Raw genomic sequence first — 13,665 nt, forward strand, 5'->3', positions numbered from 1 at the left:
CGCAGGCGATCACGGCAGCGTGAGGATGTCGGCGCCGTCCTCGGTGACGACGATCGTGTGTTCGAATTGCGCGGTGCGCGAGCGGTCGGCGGTGACGACCGTCCAGTCGTCGTCCCACTGCTCCCACTCGACGCCGCTGAGGGTGAGCATCGGCTCGATCGTGAAGACCATGCCGGGCTCCATGACGGTCGAGTACGCGGGCGCCGCGTCGTAGTGGGGGACGATGAGGCCGGAGTGGAAGGCCTCTCCGACGCCGTGGCCCGTGTAGTCGCGGATGACGCCGTACTCGAACCGCTTCGCGTACTTCGAGATGACGCGGCCGATGACGTTGATCTCACGGCCGGGCCCGACGGCCTTGATGCCGCGCATCATCGCCTCGCGGGTCCGCTCGATGAGGAGATGCGACTCCTCGTCGACTGTTCCGACCTCGAACATCGCGCAGGTGTCGCCGTGGACGCCGCCGATGTAGGCGGTGATGTCGACGTTGACGATGTCGCCGTCCTCGAGCGGACGGTCGTCGGGGATGCCGTGGCAGATGACCTCGTTGACGGAGGTGCACAGGGACTTCGGGTAGCCCTGGTAGCCGAGGCACGAGGGGTACGCGTCGTGCGCGATGAGGAACTCGTGCCCGATGCGGTCGAGCTCGTCGGTCGTGACGCCGGGGGCGACGGCGGCGCCGACGACCTCGAGGGCCTGGGCGGCGATGCGGCCGGCGGTCCGGATCCGCTCGACGGTCTCGGCGTTCTTCACGTCGGAGGCGGTGACGACCTCGGGGCCCGAGTGGAACATGTACTCGGGGCGCTCGATGTGCTCGGGGACGGCGCGGATCGCGGAGACGCGGCCGGGGCGCAGGTCCCCCAGGGGGGCGCGCGCCGCGAGATCTTCTGCATGTGTCATGCCCCCACCCTAGTCCCGGCGGCTCTTCCCCCGGCCCGCGGGCGACGAGGGCGGGGCGGCAGCCCCATCGGGAACGAGGCCGGGGCCGTGGACCGGTCGAGGGGTGTTCCGGGCGACGGACTATCATGGCGGGGCGCGCACCGCGCACGTTTTCAATCCCGACGGAGGAAGCAGGACATGGCCGATCTCGCCCCTGACCTCAACCCCCTCGACTCGTCGGCCGTGGACGACCTCGTCGCCCGCGCGCTCGCCGACATCGAGGCGGCCCGAGACCTCGACGCGCTGAAGTCCGTGAAATCCGCGGTCCTCGGCGACGCCGCGCCGCTCGTGACCGCGAACAGGACGATCGGCGCGCTCGATCCGAAGGATCGCGGAACGGCCGGCAAGAACCTCGGAGGGGCGCGCGGTCGGATCTCGCAGGCCCTCGCGGCCCGCCAGGAGGTCCTCGAGGCCGAGCACGAGGCGCGCGTCCTCGTCGAGGAGGCCGTCGACGTCACCGCCGCCGGGGAGCGCCGCGTCATCGGCGCCCGTCACCCCATCGAGACCCTCATCGAGGAGATCGAGGACTTCTTCACCTCGATGGGTTGGGAGATCGCCGAGGGTCCGGAGATCGAGCACGAGTGGTTCAACTTCGACTCCCTCAACTTCGACGTCGACCACCCGGCGCGTCAGATGCAGGACACGCTCTACGTCGACGGGACGACGGCGGGCGGCGTGAGCCCGGAGGACGGGCGCCTCGTCATGCGCACCCACACGTCGCCGGTGCAGTCGCGCGCGATGCTCTCGCGCGGCGTCCCGCTCTACGTCGCCTGCCCGGGCAAGGTCTTCCGCTCGGACGCCCTCGACGCGACGCACACCCCGGTCTTCCACCAGGTGGAGGGCCTCGCGGTCGACAAGGGCCTCACGATGGCGCATCTCAAGGGCGTCCTCGACCACTTCGCCCGCGCGATGTTCGGGCCCGAGGCGAAGGCGCGCTTGCGCCCCTCGTTCTTCCCCTTCACCGAGCCGAGCGCCGAGCTCGACATCTGGTTCCCGCAGAAGAAGGGCGGCGCCGGATGGATCGAAGTCGGCGGCTGCGGCATGGTGAACCCCAACGTCCTGCGCGCCAACGGCATCGACCCCGAGGTCTACACGGGCTTCGCCTTCGGCATGGGCATCGAGCGGACGCTCATGCTCCGCCACGGCATCGCCGACATGCACGACATCGTCGAGGGCGACGTGCGCTTCTCCCAGCAGTTCGGACTCCACGGAAGGGGACACTGACATGCCGATGGTTCCCATCAGCTGGCTCGCCGATCACGTCGAGGTGCCCGCTGGCACGGACGCGACGGCGCTCGCCGCGCCCCTCGTCAAGGTCGGGCTCGAGGAGGAGGCGATCCACCCCGCGAAGGTGACCGGCCCCCTCGTCGTCGGCAAGGTCCTCACGCGCGTCGAGGAGACCGCGTCGAACGGCAAGACCGTCAACTACTGCCGCGTCGACGTGGGCGAGTACAACGACGCCCCCGGCACCGGTAAGGAGCCCTCGGATCTGCCGAGCCGCGGCATCATCTGCGGCGCCCACAACTTCGAGGCGGGCGATCTCGTCGTCGTCTCCCTGCCCGGCGCGGTCCTGCCCGGCGACTTCGCGATCGCCGCCCGCAAGACCTACGGTCACATTTCCGACGGCATGATCTGCTCGGCCCGCGAGCTCGGCCTCGGCACCGATCACGACGGCATCATCGTCCTTCCGCGCGTCTACCCGGACCGCGAGATCCCCGCGCCGGGCTCGGACCTCCTCGCCTTCCTCGGCCTCGGCGAGGAGATCCTCGAGATCAACGTGACGCCCGACCGCGGCTACTGCTTCTCGATGCGTGGCGTCGCCCGCGAGTTCTCCCACTCGACCGGCGCTGCCTTCACCGATCCTGGCCTTCCCGGGAATCTGGTCGCCTCGGTGCCCGAGGCGACGGCCGACGGCTTCCGCGTCGAGGTCCGCGACGACGCCCCGATCAACGGGAACGTCGGCTGCGACCGCTTCGTCACCCGGATCGTCCGCGGCGTCGATCCGACGGCCCCGACCCCGCGCTGGATGGTCGAGCGCCTCGAGGCCGCGGGCATGCGCTCGCTCTCGCTCGCGATCGACGTGACGAACTACGTGATGCTCGACCTCGGCCAGCCGATGCACGCCTACGACCTCGCCGCCCTCGCGGCCCCGATCGTCGTGCGCCGCGCGCAGGCGGGGGAGTCGCTGACGACCCTCGACGAGGTCGAGCGCCCCCTCGATCCGGAGGACCTCCTCATCACCGATTCGCCCGAGGGCGAGGGGAGCCGGATCATCGGCCTCGCCGGCGTCATGGGCGGCCGCTACTCCGAGGTCGAGGACTCGACGACCGACGTCCTCCTCGAGGCCGCGCACTTCGACGCCGTGTCGATCGCTCGCACCGCGCGCCGTCACCGCCTCCCGTCCGAGGCCTCTAAGCGCTTCGAGCGCGGAACAGACCCGCGCCTGCCGGCCGTCGCCGCGCAGCGCGCCGTCGACCTCCTCGTCGAGTACGGCGGGGGAGTGGCCGACGCCGCAGTCTCCGATCTCGACGAGACGACCGCGCCCGCGCCGATCCTCTTCCACTACGAGGACGCCGCGCGCCTCGCGGGGGTCGACTACCCGAAGGAGCGCGTCCGCGAGCTCCTCGAGGCGATCGGCTGCGAGGTGTCCGAGGACGCGAACGGCGCCTTCGAGGTCGTCCCGCCGAGCTGGCGCCCCGACCTCGTCGGCCGCGCGCACCTCGTCGAGGAGATCGCCCGCCTCGACGGCTACGACGAGATCCCTTCGATCCTCCCGACCGCGCCCGCGGGCACCGGTCTCACGCAGGCGCAGCGGGCCCGCCGTCAGGCGGCCTCGCTCCTCGCGGCCTCCGGCCTCGTCGAGGTGCTGAGCTACCCCTTCGTCTCCGACTCCTTCGACCGCCAGGGCCTCGCGCCCGCCGATCCCCGCAGGAGGGCGCTGCGTCTGCGCAACCCGCTGGCGGACGACGCGCCGTGGCTGCGGACCTCGATCCTCGACACCCTGCTCGACGCGGCCTCGCGCAACGTCGCCCGCGGCGCCGATCGGGTCGCGATCTTCGAGTCGGGCCTCGTCGCCCGTCCCGAGGGGACGGTCCCGACCGGCCTGCTCACCGCCGAGAAGCGTCCCTCGGACGAGGAGCTCGCCGCCCTGCGCGCGGGCACGCCCGCCCAGCCGTGGCACATCGGACTCGTCCTCGCCGGCCGCGCGTCCGGCTCCCCGGTCGCCGAGGCGCCGCGCCCCTTCGCGTGGTCCGACGCCCTCGAGTTCGTCCTCGACCTCGCCTCGGTCCTCGGGGTGCGCGTCGAGACCTGCCGCGCGTGGGATCCTGAGCCGCCGGCGCTCAAGGGCGCCCCGATGCCGACTCCGGCCGCCGATCCCGCCGAGGTCGCCCCCTGGCACCCCGGCCGGGTCGCTCGCGTCTTCGTGCGCCGCGGCCGCGACCTCGTCGACATCGCCCTCGTCGGCGAGCTCCACCCCGGCGTCTGCAAGTCCTTCGGCCTCCCGGCGCGCTCGTGCGCCGCGGAGATCGATCTCGACGCCCTCATCGGCGCGATCGCGGAGCACCCGATCCAGGTGAAGCCCGTGTCGACCTACCCGCTCGCGAAGGAGGACATCGCGCTCGTCGTCCCGAGCTCGATCCCCGTCTCCCGCGTCGAGCAGGTCGTCCGCCAGGGCGCCGGCCCGCTCCTCGAGGAGATCTCCCTCTTCGACGTCTTCGAGTCCGAGCAGCTCGGCGAGGGCGTGCGCTCCCTCGCGTTCGCGCTCAAGCTCCGCGCCCCCGACCGGACGCTCACCGCGAAGGAGTCCGCGAAGGTCCGCGAGGACGTCGTGAAGAAGGCCGAGAAGGTGCTCGGAGCGTCGCTCCGCTCCTGAGAACGCGCGCGCCGGCCGGGCCGCCGCCCGCCCTGTGGATCCCGACTCAGTGGGACCATCGGACGGGAAGGCGGCCCGGTCGTCCGTCATACTGGGGACATGCACATCCTCGTCACCGCCGCCTCGAAGCACGGATCCACCGATGAGGTCGCCGACGCGATCGCGCAGCGACTGCGGGAAGCGGGGCACCTGGTCGACCGGGTGGCCCCGAAGGACGTGACCTCCCTCGCCGAGTACGACGCGGTCGTCCTCGGATCCGCCGTCTACATCCTCCAGTGGATGGACGAGGCCCTCGACTTCATGGAGCGTTTCGCCTCGGAGCTCGAGTCCAAGCCCGTGTGGGCGTTCTCCGTCGGCATGAACGGCGTGCCCAAGCACGCGCCGCAGGATCCGACCCGCGTCGGCCCGCTTCTCACCCGCGTCGCCGCGATCGATCTCCACGCCTTCGCGGGGCGCTACAACCCGTCGCTCCTCTCCCTGCGCGAGCGCTCCGTCGCGCGCCTCGCGGGCGTCGTCGAGGGCGATTTCCGGGATTGGAACGAGATCGCGACCTGGACGGATTCGATCGTCGCGGAGCTCGCCCGCCGCGCCTGAGTCCCGAGTGTTCGCACTGCGGACACGATGGAAGAATATGCATGACTCTGTATAATCATGCATATGAGTCCGAAAGCAGCGATCGCCGGCGCGTCCGGCTACGCCGGCGGTGAAGTCGCCCGACTCCTCGCGGCCCATCCGGAGATCGAGGTGACGACCCTCACCGCCGCCTCGACGGTCGGCCAGAGGTTCGGCGACCTCCACCCGCACATCGGCCCGCTCGCCGACCTCGTCGTCCAGCCGACGACCGTCGACACCCTCGCAGGGCACGACGTCGTCGTCCTCGCCCTCCCGCACGGGCACTCCGGCGCTCTCGCCGCCGAACTGGAGGCGCGCGGAACCGACGCCCTCGTCCTCGACTGCGCCGCCGACCATCGGCTGACGAGCCCGGCAGCCTGGGCCGACTACTACGGCGGCGAGTACTCGCCCGCCTGGACCTACGGCATGCCCGAACTCCTCCACGCGGGGGAGAGCGCAGCCAAGGCGCAGCGCGCCCTCCTCTCCGATGCCCGCAGGATCGCCGTTCCCGGATGCAACGTCACCGCGGTCACCCTCGGACTCCAGCCGGCCGTCGCCGCCGGCCTCGTCGACGTCTCGCGCATCGTCGCGACCCTCGCCGTCGGATACTCCGGCGCCGGCAAGTCCCTCAAACCCCACCTCCTCGCCTCCGAGGCGCTCGGCAACATGGCGCCCTACGGCGTCGGCGGCACCCATCGTCACATCCCCGAGATCATCCAGAACCTCGCGGTCGCGGGCGGCGATCCCGAAGCCCTGAAGGTCGCCTTCACCCCCGTCCTCGTCCCGACCTCCCGCGGGATCCTCGCGACCATCGTCGCCCCGCTCGCCGACGGCGTCGGCGCCGACGAGGTCGAGGTCGCCTACGGCGTCTACGACGACGAGGCCCTCATCACCGTCACCCGGAACGGGACGTGGCCGACCACGGCGCCCGTCACCGGCACCGGGTGCGCCCGCGTGAGCGCCGTCATCGACGAGCGCGCCGGCGTCCTCGTCGCCCTCGCGGCGATCGACAACCTCGGCAAGGGGACCGCGGCCGCCGCGGTCCAGAGCGCCAACATCGCCCTCGGGCTCGACGAGTACGCGGGCGTTCCGATGATCGGAGTCGCACCATGAGCACTGAACCGAACGAGCTGATCGGCGTTACCGCGCCCGCGGGATTCTCGGCCGCGGGCGTCGTCGCCGGGATCAAGGCGACCGCGGGCGCGCGCGACCTCGCCCTCGTCGTCAACGAGGGCCCGGCGTACGCGTCGGCCGGAGTCTTCACCTCCAACCGGATCGTCGCCGCCCCCGTCACCCTCACCCGCGCCCACCTTCGGGCCGGAACCCTCAAGGCGGTCATCCTCAACTCCGGCGGCGCGAACGCCTGCACCGGGGCCCCCGGCATGGTCGACGCGAAGTCGACGGCCGCGCACGTCGGCGCTCTCCTCAGACTCGACGAGTCCGAGATCGGCGTCTGCTCGACCGGCATGATCGGCATGCGCCTCCCGATGGAGAAGATCCTCGCGGGAGCGGCCGCCGCGAAGAACGCGCTCGCCTCGACGCCCGAGGCCGGGGCCGCCGCCGCGGACGCGATCCGCACGACCGACACCGTGTCGAAGACGCACGCGTCGACGCACGGCGGATGGACGATCGGCGGCATGGCGAAGGGCGCGGGCATGCTCGCCCCCGGGCTCGCGACGATGCTCTGCACCCTCACGACCGACGCGGTCCTCGACGACGCGACCGCGCAGCGGTGCCTCGCCGAGGCCGTGCGGACCACCTTCAACCGGACCGACTCCGACGGCTGCATGTCGACGAACGACTCGGTGATCCTCCTCGCCTCGGGCGCCTCCGGGATCGTCCCCGACGAGTCCGAGTTCACCGGGGCCCTGCGCGCCGCCTGCGCCGACCTCGCGCGCCAGCTCATCTCCGACGCCGAGGGCGCGAGCCACGACATCGAGATCCGCGTCGTCGGGGCGTCGAGCCAGGACGCCGGCGAGGCCGTCGCCCGCGCCGTCTCGCGCTCCAACCTCTTCAAGACGGCCGTGTTCGGCAACGACCCGAACTGGGGGAGGATCCTCTCCGAGGTCGGCACCGTCCCCGAGGAGGTCGCCCCCTACGACCCGGCCGAGGTCGACGTCTCCATCAACGGCGTCATGGTGTGCCGAGGCGGCGGAGTGGGCGAGGACCGCGAGCTCGTCGACATGACGCCGCGCGAAGTCCACGTCCTCATCGACCTCAAGGCCGGCGCCGAGGAGGTCGTCCTCTGGACGAACGACCTCACGCACGACTACGTCCACGAGAACAGCGCGTACTCCTCATGAGCGTCGAGAATTCCGCGACCGCCTCGCAGGCGGAGTGGGCCGACCGGTACGCCGGCACGGTGATGAACACCTTCGGCGCGCCCGCCCTCGTCCTCGTCGAGGGGGAGGGGACGCGCGTGACGGATGCCGACGGGAACACCTACCTCGACCTCCTCGGGGGCATCGCCGTCAACGTCCTCGGCCAGTGCCACCCGAAGGTCGTCGAGGCGATCACGACGCAGGCGCGGACTCTCGGCCACGTCTCCAACTACTTCGGGACGCCCCCGCAGATCGGCCTCGCCGAGAAACTCCTCTCGATCGTCGAACCCGGCGGCGCCCCCGAGGGATCGCGCGTCTTCCTCGCGAACTCGGGCACGGAGGCGAACGAGTGCGCGCTCAAGCTCGTCAAGGCGCACGGCGTCGCGATCTCCGAGTCGAAGACCCGGATCATCGCCCTCGACCACGCCTTCCACGGGCGGACGATCGGCGCGCTCTCGCTCACGTGGAAGGAGAAGTACCGCCTTCCCTTCGCCCCGCTCGTCCCCGGCGTCGAGTTCGTTCCCGCGAACGACGTCGCCGCGCTTGAGGCCGCGATGGACGAGGACGTCGCCGGCGTGTTCGTCGAGCCGATCCAGGGGGAGGCGGGCGTCCACCCGCTCTCCGCCGAGTACCTCGAGGCGGTGCGCGCGCTCACGCGCGCCCACGGCGCGCTCATGGTGGTCGACGAGGTCCAAACCGGCATCGGCCGCACGGGCGACTGGATGGGCCACCACGCCTCGGGCGTTCTCCCCGACGTCGTCACCCTCGCCAAGGGCCTCGGCGGCGGCATGCCGATCGGCGCGTGCGTCGCACTCGGATCGGCGGCGACCGTCCTCGGCCCCGGCATGCACGGGACGACCTTCGGCGGCAACCCGATCTGCGCCGCGGCGGCCCTCGCCGTCCTCGGCGAGATCGAGGAGGCCGGACTCCTCGCGCGGGTCTCCGCGATCTCCGAGCACTGGCGCGCCGAGCTGGCGCGGGTCCCCGGCGTCGCCGAGGTCCGCGGGCGCGGCTACCTCATCGGCGTCGACTTCGATGCGGAGATCGCCGAGAAGGTCGTCGCCGCGGGGCGCGCCGCCGGCTTCATCCTCAACGCCACCGGCCCCGCGACGCTGCGCCTCGCCCCGCCGCTCGTCCTCTCGCAGGCGGAGGCCGACTCCTTCACCGCCGCGCTGCCGGGACTCCTCGCGGCCGCCCGGAACGGGGGAACGGCATGACCCCGACCCCGATCCCCGCCACGCCGACGGCCCGCCGCGAGGCGATCCGCGACCTCCTCGCCTCCGAGCAGATCGGTTCGCAGAAGGAATTGCGCGACCGGCTGGCCGACATGGGAGTCGAGGTCACCCAGGCGACGCTCTCGCGCGACCTCGTCGACATGCGCGCGACGAAGATCCGCACCGCCGACGGCTCGCGCGTCTACTCCGTCCCCGACATCGACGGCGGGCTCACGCACGAGGGTGAGGCCGGGCAGGTCCGCCTCCAGAAGTGGTGCCAGGCCCTGCTCGTCACCTCGATCCTCGTCGACCATCAGCTCGTCCTCAAGACGACGGTCGGCGCCGCGAACCTCCTCGGCTCCGCGATCGACGCCGTCCGCCTCGACGAGGTCGCCGGAACGATCGCCGGGGACGACACGATCCTCGTCATCTGCCGCTCCACGAAGGACGCGGCCACCACCCAGAAGCTCCTCATGGAGCTCGCCGAACCCGGCCAGTCGTCCGACGACTGACCGCCCGAAGACCCACCCCACTCACGGAGGTATGAAATGACAGCGCACAACGACCGGGTCGTCCTCGCCTACTCGGGCGGCCTCGACACGTCCGTCGCCATCGGCTGGATCAAGGAGCAGACCGGCCGCGACGTCGTCACCGTCGCCGTCGACGTCGGCCAGGGCGGCGAGGACCTCGAGGTCATCCGTCAGCGCGCCCTCGACTGCGGCGCCGTCGAGGCGTACGTCGCCGACGCGCGCGACGAGTTCGCGAACGAGTACTGCATGCCCGCCCTCAAGGCGAACGCCCTCTACGAGGGGAAGTACCCGCTCGTCTCCGCGCTCTCGCGACCCGTCATCGCGAAGCACCTCGTCCGCGCGGCCCGCGAGTTCGGCGCGACGACCGTCGCCCACGGCTGCACCGGCAAGGGCAACGACCAGGTCCGCTTCGAAGTCGCCATCACCTCGATGGCCCCCGACATGGACTGCATCTCCCCGGTCCGCGACCTCGCCCTCACCCGCGACGTCGCCATCGAGTACGCGGAGAAGCACCACCTTCCGATCGAGACGACGAAGCACAACCCCTTCTCCATCGACCAGAACGTGTGGGGCCGCGCCGTCGAGACCGGCTTCCTCGAGGACCTGTGGAACGCACCGACGAAGGACGTCTACGTCTACACCGACGATCCCACCTACCCGCCGCTCCCCGACGAGATCGTCATCACCTTCGAGAAGGGCGTCCCGGTCGCGATCGACGGCCGTCCCGTCACCCCGCTGGAGGCGATCCAGGAGCTCAACCGCCGCGCCGGCGCCCAGGGCATCGGCCGCATCGACATGGTCGAGGACCGCCTCGTCGGCATCAAGTCCCGCGAGATCTACGAGGCCCCCGGCGCCGTCGCCCTCATCGAGGCCCACCAGGCCCTCGAGTCCGTCACCCTCGAGCGCCTCCAGCGCCGCTTCAAGCGCGGTCTTGAGCAGACCTGGGGCGAGCTCGTCTACGAGGCCCAGTGGTACTCGCCGCTCAAGCGCTCGCTCGACGCGTTCATCGAGGACACCCAGGAGTACGTGTCCGGCGACATCCGCATGGTCCTTCACGGCGGACGCGCCACCGTCAACGGCCGCAAGTCCGAGGCATCGCTCTACGACTTCAACCTCGCGACCTACGAGACCGGCGACACCTTCGACCAGTCCTCGTCCCGCGGATTCATCGACATCTACGGCCTCCAGTCGAAGCTCGCCGCCGCGCGCGACGTCCGCCTCGGCAAGGGGACCGGCTACTGATCGAACCCGTCCACTCGACGCGCCGCCTCGGGACCGAGGGCTCCCGGATCCGACCGGCGTGCCGGTAGAGTCGTTCCGATGACTACGCGCACCGCTCCGCCCTCGTCCATGAATATCCGCGAACTGATGACCCGCCACCGGACCTTCGACGTCCTCGCGATCGCGATCCTCTTCTTCGGATTCGCCGGGCAGGGCGTGCGCAACATGGTCGGCTTCTACGGCTCGGGCGTTGTCATGGCGGTCCTCTTCGCCCTCTTCGCGTGGTCCTTCGCCCTGTCGGGCGCGTCGGTCCGCCGACGGCCCCAGCCGGTCGCCACCCTCCTCTTCGTCCTCCTGTGCGCCGCCTCTCTCGCGTGGTCGGTCTACCCCTTCCACACCCTCACCGCCGGAGTCGTCACCCTCGGCGTCACGGCCTGCGGCCTCGCCCTCGCGGCCTCCAGGAGCGTCGACGAGATCACCGACCTCCTCATCCGCGCCTTCCAAGCGATCCTCATCGCCTCCTACGTGTTCGAGCTCTTCGTCGCGCTCGTGTGGCGCAAGAAGTTCCCGCCGCTCACGATGCTCGGCCAGAAGAAGGTCCCGAACCTCCTCAACTGGTCGCAGAACGACCTCTTCGACGGCGGCCCGATCCAGGGATTCATGGGGAACCGCAACCCCCTCGCATTTGTCGCGCTCCTCCTCGCCCTCTGCCTCCTCGTCCGATGGGCGCAGACGCGGACGCGGACGGTCTCGACACTCGTGTGGATCGGAGTCGCGGTGCTCACCCTCGCGCTCACGCGCTCGGGCACCGTCACCGTCTGCCTCATCGTCTCCCTCGGCGCCGCCGCCGCCTTCATCCTCGTCGGATCCGTGCCGAAGCGCGCGCGCCCCGGCGTCGTCATGTCCCTGTGCGGACTCGCCCTCGTCCTCGGGGTCCTCGCCGCCTCCGCCAGGATCTACATCACCGCCGCCCTCGGGAAGTCGCCCGACATGACGGGGCGCGCCGAGATCTGGAAGGCGCTCCTCCCGATGTGGCGCGAGCATCCCGTCCTCGGATGGGGATGGGTGATCGGCTATCCGAGCGACGTCGCCGTCTTCGCCCACTTCATCCCGCGCGAGGACGGGACGCCGACCACGCAGGCGCACAACGCCTACATCGAGGCCCTCTTCCAGACGGGCGTCGTCGGCGCCGTCCTCATCGTCCTCGCCGTCGCGACCGTCCTCATCGGGACCTACGCGACCGCGGTCCACCGCATCGACGAGGACCGCCTCCTCGTCCTCCCCGCCCTCCTCGCGACCGCGCTCGTCGTCCAGTCGACGGTCGAGTCGCGCCTCCTCTTCGAGGGGAACTGGCTGCTCTTCGTCGTCCTCGCCTCCTTCGTCGCCTCCGAGCGGCCCTTCCTCGGCTACCTCCGCAGGCACGGGCCGGCGCGCTTCCGCGAGCCCGTCCGCCGGGCGAACAGCGGTTCGACGAACGAGGGCGAGCGGGGCATGATCGTCCCATGACGACTCCCTCCTCACCGCACGTCTCCCTCTGGGGCGGCCGCTTCGCCGGCGGACCCGCGCAGGCCCTCGCCGCGCTCTCCGTCTCCACGCACTTCGACTGGCGGCTCGCCCACGTCGACATCGCCGGATCCCACGCGCACGCCGACGCGCTCCACGCCGCGGGCCTCCTCACCGACGAGGAGATCGTCGCCATGCACGAGGCCCTCGCCGCCCTCGACGCCGACGTCGCCTCCGGCGCCTTCGCGCCCGCCCCCGACGACGAGGACGTCCACACCGCCCTCGAGAGGGGACTCCTCGAGCGCGCGGGCGCGACCCTCGGCGGGAAGCTCCGCGCAGGCCGCTCGCGCAACGACCAGATCGCCACGCTCATCCGCATGTACCTGCGCGACGAGACCCGCCACATCGCGAACCTCGTCCTCGACGTCGCCGAGGCGATCATCGGGCAGGCGCGCGCCGCCGGCGACGCCGTCATGCCCGGACGGACGCACATGCAGCACGCCCAGCCCGTCCTCGTCGCCCACCACCTCCTCGCGCACGCCTGGCCCCTCATCCGCGACGTCGAGCGCTTCGAGGACTGGGACCGTCGTGCCGCGATCTCGCCCTACGGCTCGGGCGCGCTCGCCGGCAACACCCTCGGCATGGACCCCGTCGCCGTCGCCCACCAGCTCGGATTCACCGACTCCGTCGACAACTCGATCGACGGCACCGCCTCGCGCGACGTCGTCGCCGAAGCGGCCTTCGTCCTCGCGATGATCGGCGTCGACGTCTCGCGACTGTGCGAAGAGATCGTCGTGTGGAACACGAAGGAATTCGATTACGTCACCCTCGACGACTCGTTCTCCACCGGCTCCTCGATCATGCCGCAGAAGAAGAACCCCGACGTCGCCGAGCTCGGGCGCGGCAAGGCCGGGCGCCTCATCGGCGATCTCACGGCGCTCCTCACCGTCCTCAAGGGCATCCCACTCGCCTACGACCGCGACCTCCAGGAGGACAAGGAGCCCGTCTTCGACCAGCTCGACACGCTCGACGTCCTCCTCCCGGCCGTCGCCGGCATGATCGAGACGATGACCCTCCACCTCGACCGGATGGCCGAGCTCGCGCCCCAGGGCTTCTCGCTCGCCACCGACATCGCCGAATGGCTCGTCCGCAAGGGCATTCCCTTCCGCGAGGCCCACGAGATCTCCGGCGCCTGCGTCCGCATCGCCGAGAGCAGGGGAGTGGAGCTCGCCGACCTCACCGACGCCGAACTCGCCTCCGCCTCGCCGGCCCTCACCCCCGAGGTCCGCGAAGTCCTCACGGTCGCCGGCTCCGTCTCCGCGCGACTCGGCAAGGGCGGCACCGCGCCCGTGCGCGTCGCCGAGCAGCTCGAGGCCGCCGCCGTCCGCGTCGCGGCCGCCCGCGAATGGGCCGCGACGCCCACCCGCTAGACTTTCCCCGGCCCGTCCGGGCCG

11 protein-coding genes are annotated in these 13,665 nt (G+C 71.4%); 10 read left to right on the plus strand and 1 reads right to left on the minus strand.

From position 1 onward, the window contains the following. Window positions 1–9 precede the first annotated feature (9 nt). A complete protein-coding gene (gene map / locus DY157_RS03300; RefSeq protein ID WP_115727209.1) occupies window positions 10–897 on the minus strand; it encodes a type I methionyl aminopeptidase in 888 nt (295 codons plus the stop codon). Between the two features lie 177 nt (window positions 898–1,074). On the opposite strand from map, the gene pheS reads away from it, so the two are divergent. The 10 genes from pheS to argH all read left to right on the plus strand — a co-directional run bounded on the left by pheS (window position 1,075) and on the right by argH (window position 13,641). Beyond that, window positions 1,075–2,160: a phenylalanine--tRNA ligase subunit alpha gene (gene pheS, locus DY157_RS03305; RefSeq protein WP_115727210.1), complete on the plus strand. Its 1,086-nt coding sequence runs from the start codon at window positions 1,075–1,077 to the stop codon at window positions 2,158–2,160. Window position 2,161: 1 nt separating this feature from the next. Then, window positions 2,162–4,810 (plus strand): phenylalanine--tRNA ligase subunit beta, encoded by a 2,649-nt coding sequence (gene pheT / locus DY157_RS03310; RefSeq protein WP_115727211.1) that lies wholly within the window; start codon window positions 2,162–2,164, stop codon window positions 4,808–4,810. A 99-nt stretch (window positions 4,811–4,909) separates the two neighbouring features. Further along, window positions 4,910–5,404, plus strand: a complete 495-nt coding sequence (locus DY157_RS03315) for a flavodoxin domain-containing protein (protein ID WP_115727212.1) — start codon at window positions 4,910–4,912, stop codon at window positions 5,402–5,404. Window positions 5,405–5,467: 63 nt separating this feature from the next. Continuing rightward, the gene (gene argC / locus DY157_RS03320) at window positions 5,468–6,535 is read left to right on the plus strand and encodes an N-acetyl-gamma-glutamyl-phosphate reductase (protein WP_115727213.1); all 1,068 of its coding nucleotides are present in this window, start codon (window positions 5,468–5,470) and stop codon (window positions 6,533–6,535) included. 20 nt (window positions 6,536–6,555) lie between these two features. Continuing rightward, window positions 6,556–7,725, plus strand: coding sequence for a bifunctional glutamate N-acetyltransferase/amino-acid acetyltransferase ArgJ (argJ, locus tag DY157_RS03325; protein WP_115727911.1), 1,170 nt, complete (start codon window positions 6,556–6,558; stop codon window positions 7,723–7,725). Next, on the plus strand, window positions 7,722–8,960 hold the full coding sequence (locus DY157_RS03330; RefSeq protein ID WP_115727214.1) for an acetylornithine transaminase: 1,239 nt from the start codon (window positions 7,722–7,724) through the stop codon (window positions 8,958–8,960). The genes argJ and DY157_RS03330 overlap by 4 nt, the downstream gene beginning before the upstream one ends. Beyond that, on the plus strand, window positions 8,957–9,469 hold the full coding sequence (locus tag DY157_RS03335) for an arginine repressor (RefSeq protein ID WP_115727215.1): 513 nt from the start codon (window positions 8,957–8,959) through the stop codon (window positions 9,467–9,469). Before DY157_RS03330 ends, DY157_RS03335 begins: the two co-directional genes overlap by 4 nt. Window positions 9,470–9,505: 36 nt before the next feature. After that, window positions 9,506–10,729 (plus strand): argininosuccinate synthase, encoded by a 1,224-nt coding sequence (locus DY157_RS03340; protein ID WP_115727216.1) that lies wholly within the window; start codon window positions 9,506–9,508, stop codon window positions 10,727–10,729. A 78-nt stretch (window positions 10,730–10,807) separates the two neighbouring features. Continuing rightward, window positions 10,808–12,214 carry an O-antigen ligase family protein gene (locus DY157_RS03345; protein ID WP_115727217.1) on the plus strand — a complete coding sequence of 469 codons (1,407 nt, stop codon included), beginning with the start codon at window positions 10,808–10,810 and terminating at the stop codon, window positions 12,212–12,214. Then, the gene (gene argH, locus DY157_RS03350) at window positions 12,211–13,641 is read left to right on the plus strand and encodes an argininosuccinate lyase (RefSeq protein WP_115727218.1); all 1,431 of its coding nucleotides are present in this window, start codon (window positions 12,211–12,213) and stop codon (window positions 13,639–13,641) included. Before DY157_RS03345 ends, argH begins: the two co-directional genes overlap by 4 nt. The last annotated feature ends 24 nt before the right edge of the window (window positions 13,642–13,665 follow it).

Origin of the sequence: Actinomyces culturomici, assembly GCF_900499005.1 — a bacterium.
GTDB lineage: Bacteria > Actinomycetota > Actinomycetes > Actinomycetales > Actinomycetaceae > Pauljensenia > Pauljensenia culturomici.

Bases quoted from the DNA above. Each gene is read 5' to 3' on its own strand.
- argC (WP_115727213.1), top strand. From the start codon at position 5,468: ATGAGTCCGAAAGCAGCGATCGCCGGCGCGTCCGGCTACGCCGGCGGT.
- DY157_RS03335 (WP_115727215.1), top strand. From the start codon at position 8,957: ATGACCCCGACCCCGATCCCCGCCACGCCGACGGCCCGCCGCGAGGCG.
- DY157_RS03330 (WP_115727214.1), top strand. From the start codon at position 7,722: ATGAGCGTCGAGAATTCCGCGACCGCCTCGCAGGCGGAGTGGGCCGAC.
- DY157_RS03315 (WP_115727212.1), top strand. From the start codon at position 4,910: ATGCACATCCTCGTCACCGCCGCCTCGAAGCACGGATCCACCGATGAG.
- DY157_RS03340 (WP_115727216.1), top strand. From the start codon at position 9,506: ATGACAGCGCACAACGACCGGGTCGTCCTCGCCTACTCGGGCGGCCTC.
- argH (WP_115727218.1), top strand. From the start codon at position 12,211: ATGACGACTCCCTCCTCACCGCACGTCTCCCTCTGGGGCGGCCGCTTC.
- DY157_RS03345 (WP_115727217.1), top strand. From the start codon at position 10,808: ATGACTACGCGCACCGCTCCGCCCTCGTCCATGAATATCCGCGAACTG.
- pheS (WP_115727210.1), top strand. From the start codon at position 1,075: ATGGCCGATCTCGCCCCTGACCTCAACCCCCTCGACTCGTCGGCCGTG.
- map (WP_115727209.1), bottom strand. From the start codon at position 897: ATGACACATGCAGAAGATCTCGCGGCGCGCGCCCCCCTGGGGGACCTG.
- pheT (WP_115727211.1), top strand. From the start codon at position 2,162: ATGCCGATGGTTCCCATCAGCTGGCTCGCCGATCACGTCGAGGTGCCC.